This is a genomic window from Serratia sp. CY38905 (assembly GCF_052168875.1).
Taxonomy (GTDB): domain Bacteria; phylum Pseudomonadota; class Gammaproteobacteria; order Enterobacterales; family Enterobacteriaceae; genus Serratia; species Serratia sarumanii.
In genome coordinates this window covers 225,122-238,633 of sequence record NZ_JBJNLV010000003.1, presented here as the reverse complement: position 1 = coordinate 238,633, position 13,512 = coordinate 225,122, and the positions used below count along the sequence as shown (strand labels likewise).

Annotated in this window: 13 protein-coding genes; 8 read left to right on the top strand and 5 right to left on the bottom strand. The window is 63.3% G+C overall.

From position 1 onward, the window contains the following. The first annotated feature begins 7 nt into the window (after positions 1–7). From ACJ8MK_RS10620 to ACJ8MK_RS10610, 3 genes are read left to right on the top strand one after another with little or no spacing between them, the layout of a single operon-like run. Complete coding sequence (locus ACJ8MK_RS10620) at positions 8–2,044, top strand: protein-disulfide reductase DsbD family protein (RefSeq protein WP_442517730.1); 2,037 nt, start codon at positions 8–10, stop codon at positions 2,042–2,044. After that, positions 2,041–2,757, top strand: coding sequence for a DsbA family protein (locus ACJ8MK_RS10615; protein WP_033648072.1), 717 nt, complete (start codon positions 2,041–2,043; stop codon positions 2,755–2,757). Before ACJ8MK_RS10620 ends, ACJ8MK_RS10615 begins: the two co-directional genes overlap by 4 nt. After that, a complete protein-coding gene (locus ACJ8MK_RS10610; RefSeq protein WP_033648071.1) occupies positions 2,750–3,250 on the top strand; it encodes a protein disulfide oxidoreductase in 501 nt (166 codons plus the stop codon). The genes ACJ8MK_RS10615 and ACJ8MK_RS10610 overlap by 8 nt, the downstream gene beginning before the upstream one ends. Here ACJ8MK_RS10610 and pdxR read toward each other — a convergent pair. Beyond that, positions 3,247–4,713 (bottom strand): MocR-like pyridoxine biosynthesis transcription factor PdxR, encoded by a 1,467-nt coding sequence (gene pdxR / locus ACJ8MK_RS10605; RefSeq protein WP_048321840.1) that lies wholly within the window; start codon positions 4,711–4,713, stop codon positions 3,247–3,249. The two genes, ACJ8MK_RS10610 and pdxR, sit on opposite strands and share 4 nt — an antisense overlap. A 172-nt stretch (positions 4,714–4,885) precedes the next feature. On the opposite strand from pdxR, the gene ACJ8MK_RS10600 reads away from it, so the two are divergent. Both ACJ8MK_RS10600 and ACJ8MK_RS10595 read left to right on the top strand, forming a co-directional pair. Further along, entirely contained in the window at positions 4,886–5,881 is a 996-nt protein-coding gene (locus tag ACJ8MK_RS10600; RefSeq protein ID WP_060430706.1) for a DMT family transporter, read from the top strand. A 156-nt stretch (positions 5,882–6,037) separates the two neighbouring features. Beyond that, positions 6,038–6,667, top strand: coding sequence for a CatB-related O-acetyltransferase (locus tag ACJ8MK_RS10595; RefSeq protein WP_033653746.1), 630 nt, complete (start codon positions 6,038–6,040; stop codon positions 6,665–6,667). 34 nt (positions 6,668–6,701) lie between these two features. Here the strand turns inward: ACJ8MK_RS10595 and ACJ8MK_RS10590 are convergent, their stop codons facing one another. The 3 genes from ACJ8MK_RS10590 to ACJ8MK_RS10580 are packed head-to-tail and all read right to left on the bottom strand — an operon-like array spanning position 6,702 to position 9,658. Further along, positions 6,702–8,219, bottom strand: a complete 1,518-nt coding sequence (locus ACJ8MK_RS10590; RefSeq protein ID WP_033648067.1) for a tripartite tricarboxylate transporter permease — start codon at positions 8,217–8,219, stop codon at positions 6,702–6,704. Positions 8,220–8,230: 11 nt separating this feature from the next. Continuing rightward, positions 8,231–8,662, bottom strand: a complete 432-nt coding sequence (locus ACJ8MK_RS10585) for a tripartite tricarboxylate transporter TctB family protein (protein WP_033635360.1) — start codon at positions 8,660–8,662, stop codon at positions 8,231–8,233. A 15-nt stretch (positions 8,663–8,677) separates the two neighbouring features. After that, complete coding sequence (locus ACJ8MK_RS10580; protein ID WP_033635359.1) at positions 8,678–9,658, bottom strand: Bug family tripartite tricarboxylate transporter substrate binding protein; 981 nt, start codon at positions 9,656–9,658, stop codon at positions 8,678–8,680. Positions 9,659–10,018: 360 nt separating this feature from the next. Between ACJ8MK_RS10580 and ACJ8MK_RS10575 the strand changes: the two genes are divergently transcribed. The 3 genes from ACJ8MK_RS10575 to ACJ8MK_RS10565 all read left to right on the top strand — a co-directional run bounded on the left by ACJ8MK_RS10575 (position 10,019) and on the right by ACJ8MK_RS10565 (position 12,511). Next, the gene (locus ACJ8MK_RS10575) at positions 10,019–10,264 is read left to right on the top strand and encodes a hypothetical protein (protein ID WP_223307145.1); all 246 of its coding nucleotides are present in this window, start codon (positions 10,019–10,021) and stop codon (positions 10,262–10,264) included. A 167-nt stretch (positions 10,265–10,431) separates the two neighbouring features. Next, positions 10,432–11,106 carry a transcriptional regulator TctD gene (gene tctD, locus ACJ8MK_RS10570; protein WP_442517729.1) on the top strand — a complete coding sequence of 225 codons (675 nt, stop codon included), beginning with the start codon at positions 10,432–10,434 and terminating at the stop codon, positions 11,104–11,106. Next, entirely contained in the window at positions 11,093–12,511 is a 1,419-nt protein-coding gene (locus ACJ8MK_RS10565) for a sensor histidine kinase (RefSeq protein WP_033648063.1), read from the top strand. Before tctD ends, ACJ8MK_RS10565 begins: the two co-directional genes overlap by 14 nt. On the opposite strand, the gene ACJ8MK_RS10560 is transcribed toward ACJ8MK_RS10565, so the two are convergent. Next, positions 12,508–13,428: a DMT family transporter gene (locus ACJ8MK_RS10560; RefSeq protein ID WP_033648062.1), complete on the bottom strand. Its 921-nt coding sequence runs from the start codon at positions 13,426–13,428 to the stop codon at positions 12,508–12,510. The genes ACJ8MK_RS10565 and ACJ8MK_RS10560 overlap by 4 nt on opposite strands. Between the last annotated feature and the right edge of the window lie 84 nt (positions 13,429–13,512).

Genomic DNA, 13,512 nt, shown 5'->3' with positions numbered 1-13,512 from the left:
AATTAACATGTTGAAAATTATCAGGCTGGCCTGCGCTTGCCTGTTTATGCTGTGGCTACCTGCCTTGCAGGCGGCGGACAGCGGCTGGCTGCAAAATCCGGCCAACGATCATGCCAAGGTGCGGCTGCGCGCCGACACGTCACAGCCGGGGGAGACCCGCCTGCTGCTGTCGGTCGAGCTGCAAAAGGGCTGGAAAACCTACTGGCGTTCCCCTGGCGAAGGCGGCATCGCGCCGGCTATCGTCTGGCAGGGCAACCCGCCGCCGGCGACCTGGCACTGGCCGACGCCGCAGCGTTTCGAAGTGGCCGGCATTTCCACCCAGGGCTATCACGATCGGGTCACGCTGCCGATCGTGATGTCAGGCCCGGTATCCGGCCCGCTGGCGGGCACCCTGACGCTGTCCACCTGCAGCAACGTCTGCATTCTGACCGACTACCCGTTCAGTCTGGATCTGACGACGCCGAACGATCCGCAGTTTAACCACGACTTCGCGCAGGCGATGGGGCAGGTGCCGATCGCCGCCGGGGTGGCGGAGAGCGTCAAGGCCGGTTACCGCAACGGCGAGCTGCAGATTGCCGCCGAACGCGCCGCCGGCTGGCAGCAGCCCGCGCTGTTCTTCGATACGCTGGCGGATGCCGATCTCGGTAAACCTCAAGTCGAGACCGACGGCGCTCAGCTGTTGGCGCGGGTGCCGGTCAGCGACGGTTGGGGCGATGCGGCGCCGGATCTGCGCGGCAAAACGCTGACGCTGGTGATCGACGACGGCGGCATGGCGCAGCAGATAACGCTGCCGATTGGCGATCCGTTGGCCGCGCCCGCCGGTGCGGCGTTCCCGCTGTGGCAGGCGGTATTGATGGCGCTGGCGGGCGGGTTAATCCTCAACCTGATGCCGTGCGTGCTGCCGGTGCTGGGCATCAAGCTCGGCTCCATCCTGCAGGTGGAGCATCGCGATCGGCGCAGCGTGCGCTTGCAGTTCCTGGCGTCGTCGCTGGGTATCGTCGCCTCGTTTATGGCGCTGGCCCTGTTGATGACGCTGCTGCGGCTTGGCAACCATGCGCTCGGCTGGGGCATTCAGTTCCAGAATCCGTGGTTTATCGGTTTTATGGTGCTGGTGACGCTGCTGTTCAGCGCCAACCTGTTTGGCCTGTTCCACCTGCGCCTCTCGTCCGATCTAAACACGTCGCTGGCCACCCATAACGGGCAGGGGCTGAGCGGCCATTTCTGGCAGGGCACGTTCGCCACGCTGTTGGCGACGCCGTGCTCGGCACCGTTTCTCGGCACGGCGGTGGCCTTCGCGCTGGCGGCGTCGCTGCCGGTGCTGTGGGGCATGTTCATCGCGCTCGGCATCGGCATGAGCCTGCCGTGGCTGCTGATCGCCGCCTGGCCGTCGCTGGCGCTGCGCTTGCCGCGCCCCGGCCGCTGGATGAATACCGTCAAGCTGGCGATGGGGCTGTTGATGCTGGCGTCGTCGCTGTGGCTGCTGAGCCTGTTGAGCAACCATATCGGCGTGCAGGCCACGCTGTGGCTGGGGGCGTTGGCGCTGCTGGCGTTGCTGCTGGCGGTGTGGCGTCAACAGGGCGCACGGTTGGCGGCCAAGCTGGCGGCGGGCACGTTGGTGCTGGTGGGCGTGGCCTTGCTGGCCGGATCGCTGACCGCCGGCCTGTGGCGCCAGCCGTTGCAGGATCGGGTGCAGTGGCAACCGCTGAGCGAACAGGCGATTACCGAAGCGCTGGCCCAGCATAAGCGGGTGTTCGTCGACGTGACCGCCGACTGGTGTGTGACCTGTAAAGCCAACAAATTCAATGTGCTGTTGCGCGATGACGTGCAGCGCGCGCTGAGCGCCGACGACGTGGTTGCGCTGCGCGGCGACTGGAGCCGCCCGTCGGCCGACATCAGCGCCTTCCTGCAAAAGCGCGGCAGCGTCGCCGTGCCTTTCAACCAAATCTATGGCCCCGGCAGCCCGGAGGGCGAGGTGTTATCCCCGCTGTTGACCCGTGACGCCGTGCTGCAAACCCTTTCCCATGCCAAAGGAACCGAACAATGAAAAAGCTACTGATTTTACTGATGATCATCGCCGCCCCGGTGTGGGCCGCCGAGCCTTTCACTCCGGCACAAGAGGCGCGTATCAAAGAGATGATCCGCGAAACGTTGGTGTCTAACCCGGACATTCTGGCGCAGGCGGTGGACGCCTGGCAGCAGCAAACCGCCGGCCAGCAAATCAGCCAGGCTATCAAGCAGAACGCCAAAACGCTGTATCAGGATCCGGCCAGCCCGCGCCTCGGCGCCGCCAACCCCAAACTGACGCTGGTGACCTTTACCGACTATAACTGCCCGTACTGCAAGCGTTTCGATCCGATGCTGGAGAAGATCGTCAAGCAATACCCGGACGTGGCGCTGGTGGTGAAACTGCTACCGTTCAAGGGCGAAAGCTCGGTCAGTTCGGCGCGCGTGGCGCTCACCACCTGGCAGCAACATCCGGATCAATTCTGGGCCCTGCACCAGCGGCTGATGGCGAAAAAGGGCTTCCACGACAACGCCAGCATCGCCGCCGCGCAAGAGAAAACCGGCGTCAAGGCGGTGGCGCCCAGCGAGCAGAGCATGACCACGCTGCGCACCAACATGGAATTGGCGGAGCAACTGGGCGTGCAGGGGACGCCGGCGACGCTGATCGGCGATCGGATGCTGCCGGGGGCAGTATCCTATGAAGAGCTGGAAGCGATGGTGAAACAGCAGTTGGCGAAGGCCAACAATGGCTAAGCTCAAGCGCTGGGGGCGCGAGTTGCTGCTGCTGGCGCTGATCGCGCTGGCGGTGGTGACGGTGATGGATTGGCTGAACGCGCCGCAGGCGCCGCCGGCCTTCGATGCCCAGACCCTGACCACGCTGGATGGCGAGAGTGTGTCGTTGGCGCAGCTCAGCCATGAGCGGCCGCTGCTGGTTTACTTCTGGGCCAGCTGGTGCGGCGTCTGCCGTTTCACCACGCCGGACGTCGCCCGTTTGCAGGCGGCGGGCGGCAACGTGCTGACCGTCGCGCTGCGCTCGGGCGACGATGCCCAGGTGAAACAATGGCTGGCGCGCAAACGGCTGGCGCTGCCGGTGGTCAACGATCCGGCCGGTACGCTCTCGGCGCAGTGGCAGATTGGCGTGACGCCGACCTTCGTGGTGGTCTCGCAGGGCAAGGTGGTGCAGACCACCACCGGCTGGACCAGCTACTGGGGGATGAAGCTGCGGCTGTGGTGGGCCGCCGTCTAACCGGCGTTTTTCTCCGTTATCACCTCCTCAATCGCCCGGCATAGCCGGGCGATACCTTCTTCAATCTGCGGCGGCGAGTTGGCGGCGAAATTCAGCCGCAGGCCGTGCGCGCCCAAATGTTCCTGCGCATAAAAGCATTCGCCGCGCGCGAAGGTCACGCCGTATCGCCAGGCGACCGGCATCAGCTCGGCGGTGGTCACCGATGCCGGCAGCGTCAGCCAGATAAACAAGCCTCCCTGCGGCGTTTCAAAGCGGCATCCCGGCGGCAGCCGCCGTTGCAAGGCGTCAATCATCACCTCCAGATGGCGGCGGTAGACGCGCCCGGCGCGCCGCAGCTGCTTGTCGTAACGGCCGACGGTGACGAAAGCGTCCAGCGCCCGCTGGATCAGGCTGGAACTGGTGAAGCTGTCGACGTGCTTCAGCCTTGCGAAGCGCTGATAGTGTTCGCTGTCCGCCACCAGATAGCCGATGCGCATGCTGGGCAGCAGCATTTTGGAGAAGGTGCTGACGTAGATCACCGCGCCCGGCTGCGCCAGCGCGCGCAGCGACGGCAGCTGTTTGCCCTGATAGCGCAGATCGCCGACGAAGTCGTCTTCCAGGATCACCACGCCGGCCTGTTGAGCGATCGCCAGCAGGCGTCGCCGCCGCGCCTCGCTCAGGCAGCGGCCGGTCGGGTTGTGGAAATTGGGGATGGTGTAGATCAGTTTGGGACGGTGGCGTTCTAACAATTCCGGCAGCAAATCCACCCGCATGCCGTGTCGGTCGCCCGGTACGGTGACGATATTGACGCGGTGCTGGCGCAGCAGGCCCAGCGCTTCGGCGTAGGTCGGCTCTTCGACGATCGCCGTATCGCCCGGCGCCAGCAGGCTTTGCACCACCAGGCTGATGGCGTGCTGCGAGCCGTTGGTGATCAGCACCTGTTCCGCCTGCGTGGGGATGCCCTGTGCGCTGAGAATGCGGCTCAGCGTATCGCGCAGCGGGTAGTAGCCGCAGTATTCACCGTAGCTGAAGGCTTCTTCCGCGTGGCGGCTGAGCACCGACAGCAGCACTTTGCGAAACGCCTCCAGCGGAAACACCTTAGGGCTGCCGACGCCGGCGGCGAAGTTGATCAGCCCCTCCGGCAGCGGGGCGTCGGCGTAGCCGTCCAGCCGCGAGGTGAGGGTGGTGAAGCTCTCCAGCGGGAAAGGGGCATCGCTGCTCGGCCGGGCCGGGCGCGTTTGCGCCTGCGGGTGCGCGACATAGGCGCCGCTGCCGCGCCGCTGATGCAAAAAGCCCTTGGCCGCCAGTTCGGCGTAGGCGTTATCCACCGTCAAACGGCTGACCGCCAGTTCGGCCGCCAGCGTGCGCGTCGAGGGCAGTTTGTCGCCATCGACGAATACGCCGGTGAGGATGGCGCGCCGCAGCGCTTCTTCGATCTGTAAATAGAGCGGAACGTCCTGCTCACGATCCAAAGGGATGTGCATGGGAAATTGGCCCGGTTATGGAGAGAGGTTTTTACTATACCCCATGTCAACAGGGCTTCAAGCGCAGAAAAGTGGCCTGCATGACAACGCCGCAAAGTGGCTATAGTGAGAAAAAATGGCCGCGTTACACTGTGCGCCTGAGCATTTATGTCGCCATTTTTCCGAGGATCTCATGTCATTACCGTCAGGCGTTTCCGCCCGGCCGGCGCTGCCCGGCGCGCGCCTCTTTCAGGGCAGCAGCCAGGGTTACGTCATCGCCATTATCAGCGCCATGCTGCTGGCCTTTACCGCCATCATCATCCGCGCGCTGACCGAGTACTATCACCTGCCGACCTTCGTGCTGGCGTTCTGGCGCGCGGCGCTGGTGGCGCTGGTGCTGTTGCCGCTGCTGTTGCTGGTGAAACCGCAGTGGGCGCGCCTGCGCCGTAAACAGGTGGCATTCTACGCGCTTTACGGGCTGCTGCTGGCGCTGTTCAACAGCCTGTGGACGCTGTCGGTGGCGCTGAACGGCGCATCGGTGGCGACCATTCTGACCTACTGTTCGGTGGGTTTTACCGTGTTCCTCGGCTGGGTGATGTACAGCGAACGCCTGACGCTGCGCCAATTGCTGGTGATCGCCATCAGCCTGGGCGGCTGCTTCCTGGTCAGCAACGGCGACAGTATGGGGAACAGCCACTTCGATCTGCTGGGGATGCTGGTGGGGATGCTGTCGGGCATCGGCTATACCCTGTATACCCTCGGCGGGCGGGTGGCCAGCGAACGCGGCTATCCGGTGTGGAACACCATCCTGTACGTGTTCGGTTTTTCGGCGCTGTACCAATTGGTGTTCAACGCGGCGCTGACGGCGTTCCCGCTGGCGGCGTTCCACGGCATGGCCGGCTCTCTGTGGTTCCTGTCGCACGGCGCGCAGGGCATTCAGTGGAGCGGCTGGCTGTTGCTGCTGGCGCTGGCCGCCGGGCCGACGCTGCTGGGCTTCGGGCTGTACAATATCAGCCTGAAAACGCTGCCGCTGGCGGTGGCCAACCTGATCCTGTCGCTGGAGCTGGTGTTCACCGCGGTGATCGCCTATTTCCTGCTGGGGGAGAGCATGAATCAGCTGCAGCTGCTGGGCAGCGCGCTGGTGATGGGCGGGGTGCTGCTGTTGAAAAGCAAGACCGCCGAGGCGTGATCGGCTACCATTACGCCTCGCAAGAGAGGCCGTAATGATGAATAACCCGAGATTGAAACGAGCGCTTATCGCTTGAATGGCCGTGTTGAGTGAACGACAACACGGCCACAGACATTCCGTTCCGTGGCTTTTATTCCCGTAACCAGAGAATACGCCATGTCCGAAAAACACTGGTCCAACACCGAGCTGCTGCATCAGACGGTGACCAACCCGAACATTATCGTCAAAGGCACCCACAGCTACTACAGCGACTGTTGGGATAACGGCTTCGAACGCTCGGTAGTGCGCTATCTGCACGGCGACGCGGTCAGCCGGCAATGGCAGCCGCTGGGCGACATAGACCGCCTGCTGATCGGCGATTACGTGTGCATCGCGGCCGAAGCGGTGATCCTGATGGGCGGCAACCATACCCATCGCATCGACTGGCTGAGCCTGTATCCGTTTATGGCAACCATCAAGCAGGCGTACCGCCCCAAAGGCGATACCCGGCTGGGCGACGGTTGCTGGATCGGCATGCGGGCGATGCTGATGCCGGGAATCTCGATAGGTGAGGGGGCGATCGTCGCCGCCGGCAGCGTGGTGGCCGGCGATGTTGAGCCTTATGCTATCGTCGGCGGTAATCCGGCGAGGTTTATCCGTTGGCGGTTCGCGCCGGAGGTCATCGCGCGGTTGCTTGCCTTGCGCCTCTATGACTTGTCGGAGGCGGACTTTACGGTGATTCAGCCCCTGCTCGCCGATGGCGATATCGATGCGTTGGAAAGGGGAATTGCGGCCTTGCGCCGTTAAACGCAACGGGCGGGGATTCCCCGCCCGTTTCGCGTTACTCGGCCTTGGCCTCGATCGCCGATTGGCGGCGTTTGCGCATCAGGCGCAGCAGCGGCGGCAGCGCCAGTACCGCGACCGCCAGCACCAGCAGCGTTTGCGCGATGCTGCTGCTCCACAGGATGCCGAACTCGCCGTTGCTGATCGACAGCGCGCGACGCAGATTCTGCTCCAGCATCTCACCCAGCACGAAGCCCAGAATCAGCGGCGACATCGGGAAGTGCATTTTCCGCAGGATGTAGCCGAACACGCCCAACCCGACCATCAGCAGCAGGTCGAAGGTGGTGCTGTGCACCGCATAAACCCCCACCGCCGAAACCGCGGCGATCGCCGGCACCAGGAACCACAGCGGGATGGTCAGCATGCGGGTGAACAGGCCGACCAGCGGCAGGTTCATGATCAGCAAAATGACGTTGGCGATCAGCAGCGCCGCGATCAGCCCCCAGACGATATCCGGCTGTTCGGTGAACATCGCCGGGCCGGGGGTGATGTTGTACAGCGTCAGCGCGCCCATCATCACCGCCGTGGTGCCGGAACCCGGCACCCCCAGCGTCAGCATCGGAATGAACGAACCGCAGGCAGAGGCGTTGTTGGCCGCTTCCGGCGCCGCTACGCCGCGGATGTCGCCCTTGCCGAAGGTGTCGCTGTTGCCGCTGATTTTCTTCTCGGTCATGTAGGTCAGCGCGCTGGCGATAGTGGCGCCGGCGCCCGGCAGAATGCCGACGAAGAAGCCGATCACCGACGAGCGCAGGGTAGGGCCTGCGCACTGCGCCGCCTCTTTGCGGTTGAACAGCAACCGGCCGGTTTTACGCACCAGCTTTTGTCCGGCGCTGGTGCTTTCCAGCATCAGCAGGATTTCGCTGACCGAGAACAGGCCGATCACCACCACGATAAACTGCACGCCGTCAGAGAGGTGCACGCTGTCGAAGGTAAAGCGGTAAACGCCGGTATTGGCGTCGACGCCCACCGTCGCCAGCCCCAGCCCGATCAGCGCCGCCAGCAGCGATTTCAGCGGGTTCTGGCTCATCATGCTGCCGAGGCAGGCGATGGCGAACACCATCAGGGCGAAATACTCCGCAGGGCCGAAGGCCAGCGACCAGCGGGCCAGCAGCGGCGCGAACAGGATGATGCCGCCGATGGCGATCATCGAGCCAACGAACGAGCTGACCGCCGAGATGGACAGCGCCACGCCGGCGCGCCCCTGCTGCGCCATCGGGTAGCCGTCCAGCGCAGTCATGATCGCCGCCGCGTCGCCCGGCACGTTGAGCAGAATCGACGAGATGCGCCCGCCGTACTCGCAGCCGATATACACCGTCGCCAGCAGGATCAGCGCCGATTCGGCCGGCAGCTTGAGGGCAAACGCCAGCGGCAGCAGGATCGCCACGCCGTTGATCGGCCCGAGGCCCGGCAGCAGGCCGACGATGGTGCCGACGAAGCAGCCGATCAGGGCGATAATCAGGTTCTGCGGCACCAGCGCCACTTCGAACCCTTGGGTCAAATACATCCAGGTATCCATCATCGCTCCCGTTAGCTCAGCCAGGCGCCGAGCGGCAGTGTGACATCAAGAAGGCGGTCAAAGGCGTAATACAGCACTGCGCCCATGACGACGCCGGAGATCGCCGCCGCCGGCAGGCTGGCCTGAAACAGCAGGCCGATGCTGAACGTCAGCAGCGCGGTCGCCAGCGGGAAGCCCAGCCATTCAAAGCCCCAGGCATACAGCACCAGGGTGATCACCAGCACCAGCAGCCGCTGCAGCACCTTGTTGTGCGGCCACTCCACCGCCTGCGGGCGGCGCAGCAACAGCAGGGCCGAGCACAGCGCCATCAGGCTGAGGATCGCCAGCGGGAACGGGCGCGGCCCCAGCGGTTCATAGCTGTATTCGCTTTGGATGCCCCAGCCGATGAACAGCCCGCCGATACACAGCAGCAGCCAAAAGCCGGCAAAAATACGATCGCTCATGGTTTTCCCCTGCGGTTATTTGGCCAGGCCGAACACTTTCGCCTGCTCACGGTATTGGGCAACCTGATTCTTCACGTAGGCGTCCAGCTCTTTGCCGGTCATGTTGAATTCGAACAGGCCGCGCAGATCGCGCTGCTGCTTGAATTCGTCGGTCGCCATCATTTTCTGGAAGGTGTCGATCCACCACTGATACTCTTCATCGCTGACTTTCGGCCCGACGTAGAAGCCGCGAATAATCGGCCACACCAGGCTGTATCCCTGTTCTTTGGCGGTCGGAATGTCGGCCAGCTGGCCCGGCAAACGTTGCTCGGCATACACCGCCAGGACGCGGATCTTGTCGCCCTGCAGGTAAGGCACCATCTCGCTCAGATCACCGGAGACCGCCTGGATATGGTTGCCGAGCAGCGCGGTGACCGGCTCGCCGCCGCCTTCGAACGCCACGTAGCGCATCTTGCGCGGATCCACGCCGACTTCGCGCGCCAGCAGCGCGGTTTTCATCCAGTCCTGGCTGCCGATGGAGGCGCCGGCGCCGAATACCACGCTGTTGGGATCTTTTTGGAAGGCGTCCATCAGGTCTTTCAGGGTTTTGTAAGGCGAGTCGGCGCGCACCGCGATCATGCCGTAGTCGGTACCGACCGCCGCCAGCCATTTCACGTCGTCCACGTTGTAGCGGCCGAACTTGCCCTGGGCCAGATTGAGCAGCGAACCGCCGGAGAAGGCCACCACGGTGCCGAACTCCGCCGGGCGCTGCGCGACGATGGCGTTGTAGGCCACCGCGCCGACGCCGCCGGGCATATAGGTGACGCGCATCGGTTTATCGATGGCCTTGGTGTCCTGCAGCGACACCTGAATCAGCTTGCAGGTCAGATCGAAGCCGCCGCCGGGCTTGGCCGGCGCGATGCATTCGGTGCGTTTGGGCGCTTCCACGGCAAAGGCCTGATTGGCTGCCAGCAGCAGGGCGGCGGCGGTAAAGGTACGGGTCATTATTTTTTTCATTGTGACTTGCCCTCGGTATTGTTCTGATTGTGAAATCCCGCCGGGTGCGGTTGCAGGATTGTTAAAACAACAACCTTTCATTTACCTTTCAGTGGCCGGAAAAGTTTCCAGTCTGTGATTAGGGTCTCTTGTCGCCGGCGAATAACGGATGCGCTACCATAGAAAAGCGGGCAAGAACAGGGCGCAAAACCGGGCAAAATCCTGCGTAATATCAGGTTTGCCGTTCTGCTTTCGCGATAAAATCACGATCGGTGAAATGAATAGAGACGCAGTGATATGTTTTCGTTAGGGAAATTGTTTGGTGGCAGGGACAGCGCCAAAGTAGGTGCGATTAAACGGTTGCCTGAGGTTTACGCTGAAATGACGGGAAAAACCGGGCAGTGCCGTTTAAAGCGACTGCGTGCCGACGTTGGCGTTTTTGAGCTGCATTTCGTCAACGCCGACGGTGAAAAATATGCTTGCCAGATGACCGCCTGCGTGACCGGCATCGATCTGGTGTTTGCCGTCAACAACCGCTCCGTGCTGGTTTCTTCACCGTTTACCGCCGACAAACTGCGCCCGGTGCTGGACATCGCCGTTGCCGATAGTCCCATTCCGCTGATCTGACACCGCCCTGCGATCGCGCCCCATACGCATAATTGTGTGCCAGCTCCCAAAACTGGCGGCGCGGCGCTCTTTTATCCCCTTATTTTCCATGCCATTCTCTGTTATCGGCCTGTTAACAGGTGCCGTGTCGGCGCCAGGTTGTTCAGGTAAATCAATGGAATGGGAACATGCGACTGTTATTGGTTGAAGATCACCCCGAGCTGTCTCACTGGTTGCAAAAGGCGCTGACCGGCGCCGGCTTTGCCGTTGACGTCGCCCCGGACGGCGTGGCGGCGGATCACCTGCTGCTCAACGAACGCTATGCGCTCGCGGTGCTGGATGTGGCGCTGCCGCGTATGAACGGCCTGGATTTGCTGGCGCGCCTGCGCAAGCGCGGGCAGGATCTGCCGGTGCTGCTGCTGACGGCACGCACCGACGTGGCCGACCGGGTGAAAGGCCTGAATCTGGGGGCGGACGATTACCTCACCAAGCCGTTCGAACTGGACGAGCTGGAAGCGCGCATCCGGGCGCTGCTGCGCCGCAGCGTCGGCGCCCCGCAGCCGGCGTTGCAGTACGGCGTGTTGACCTATCACGACGAAGGCTATTTTCTGCTGGAGGGCAAGCCGCTGGCGCTGACGCCGCGCGAACTGGCGGTGCTGACCGCGCTGATGCACCGGCGCGGCCGCCCGGTGGCCAAGCAACAGCTGTTCGAACAGGTGTTTACACTGTCCGACGAAGCCAACCCGGAGAGCATCGAGCTTTACGTACACCGCCTGCGGAAAAAGCTGCAGGGCAGCGACGTGGCGATCGTCACGCTGCGCGGCCTGGGCTACAGCCTGGAGCTGTGCAATGCGGTGGTTTAACGCGCCGCGTTCGCTGTTCTATCAACTGCTGCTGTTTTTTGGTCTGCCGTTGCTGGCGTTGGGCGGCATCTCTATCTACACCCACTATTTCAGCGCCATGAGCGCCGCCACCCTGGCTTACGATCGCACGCTGCTGGCGTCGGCGCGCACCGTGGCGGAGCGGCTGGTGGTGCGCGAAGGCAAGCTGGCGGTCGATGTGCCCTATGTGGTGCTCGACAGCTTCGAGCGCAACATGAACGATCAGCTGTATTACGAGGTGATTTCGCCGCAGGGGAAAAGCATTTCGGGCTATGACGATTTGCCGTCGCTGCCGCCCCATATCCCGCGCTCCACGCTCTACCCGGCGCTGGTGCATTTTTACGATGCGGAATACCTCGGCCGGCCGATCCGCGTGGCGGCGCTGTTTCAACCGGTCAACGAGTCGGGGGTGAGCGGCATGGCGACCATTTTGGTGGCGGAAACCCTGGAGTCGCGCCGTTACCTGGCGCGGCAGATGATGATCGCGGCGCTGTTGAGCCAGGGTACGGTGGTGGTGTTGACCCTGATCCTGGCGTTCGCGCTGCTCAAGCGGGTGTTGAAACCGATGCGTAAACTCTCCGGCATCATGCTGCGGCGCGATCCGGGCGAGCTGACGCCCTTGCCGCGGGTGTTGCCGTGGTCGGAGATGCAGCCGCTGCTGGTGGCGTTCAATCGTTACATCGAACGGCTGCGGCTGATGGTGGCGCGTCAGGAACGTTTCAGCGCCGACGCCTCCCACCAGCTGCGCACGCCGCTGGCGGTGTTGAAGACTCAGGTCGGGGTGGCGCTGGCCAGCGATCGGCCGCAGCAGTGGCGTGAAAGCCTGCAGGCGATGAGCGCGACGCTGGATAATACCGTGGCGCTGACCGATCGCCTGCTGCACCTCTCACGTCTGAAGGCCAGCGAGCACCAGGCCGAGCGCCAGCTGCAGCCGGTCAATCTGGCGCAGGTGCTGCGCGACGCCTGCTTTTCCCGCTTGCCGCAGGCGCGCAGCAAACAGATCGATCTGGGTTTCGAAGGCGAGGCGGCGTGTCAGGTGGCGGGGGAGCCGCTGCTGTTGGCCGAACTGTGTGCCAATCTGCTGGACAATGCGCTGAAATACACGCCGCGTCAGGGGATAGTGACCGCCCGCCTCACTCAGGATAAGGCGGCGGGGGAAGGCGTGCTGGAGATTGAAGACAGCGGCCCCGGCATCGCCTTGCAGGATAAGGCGCTGGCGTTGCAGCCGTTTCACCGGCTGGACAACGTGGGCGATCAGCCGGGCGCCGGCCTGGGGCTGGCACTGGTGAAGGACATCACCGCCTATCACGGCACCCGCCCGGAGCTGCTGAGCTCCGCCGCGCTGGGCGGCCTGTTGGTGCGGGTGCGCTTCAGGCTGCTGCCTTAAGCCTGTTCTTTGCAGGACTCGACGTTGGCCGCCGGGGCTTTGGCTTTACGCGTCAGCGGCGTGCGCAGCCGCTGCGACAGGATAACGCCCAGCAGGGTGATGCCGCCGCCGATCAGGTGGTAACCGTGCAGCTGCTCATGCAGGAACAGCACGGCGATAGCGGCGGTAAACACCGGCGCCAGGTTCATGAAGATCGAGGCGGTGTTGGCGCCCAGGCGCATCACGCCCTGGATCCACAGGAACGGGGCGATGATCGAAGCTGGAATGCCGGCGAACAGCACCAGCGGCAGGTTATGGCCATTCAAGCCGACATCCTGCGCCATCAGGAAATTAGGCAGCAGCAGCAGCACGCCGAACAGGATCTGCACGTACAGCGATTGCCAGTTCGGCAGCGCGATGGCCCAGCGTTTGGTCAACACGCCATACAGCGCGTAAGAGGCGGTGGCGAGCAGCATCATCAATTCCCCCTTGCCGATACCGTGTTGCAGCAGCACGCCGGGCTGGCCGCCGCTGACCAGCCAGATCAAACCACCGAAGGAGAGTATGCTGCCGAGCAGTACGCCGACGGTCGGGGCAATGCGCAGCAGCACGATGCTGATCAGGATGGTCAGCAGCGGGATCAGCGACACGATGATGCCCATAAACAGCGCGCTGACGCTGTGCGCCGCGTAATAGGCCAGGCTTTGATACAGCACCATGCCCAGCAGGCCGAGGATCATCAGCTTCCACCAGTTGGCGCGCACCTGCGCCCAGTTGCGCAGCACGCCCGGCAGCACGAACGGCGTCAGGGCAATCAGCGCCAGCAGCCAACGGTAGAGCGAAATGGCCGCCGGATCGATGGCGGTGGCGGAGAGTTTGCTGACGACGGCGTTAATCGACCAAATCAGCACGGCCAACAGCGGGAAGAGCATATTCATGATAATTATTCTCAATAACGTCCAACATGCTGGCTAGTCTACGCGTGTCCGGTTTATCATATATAGCGATATCCAGACAAAAAT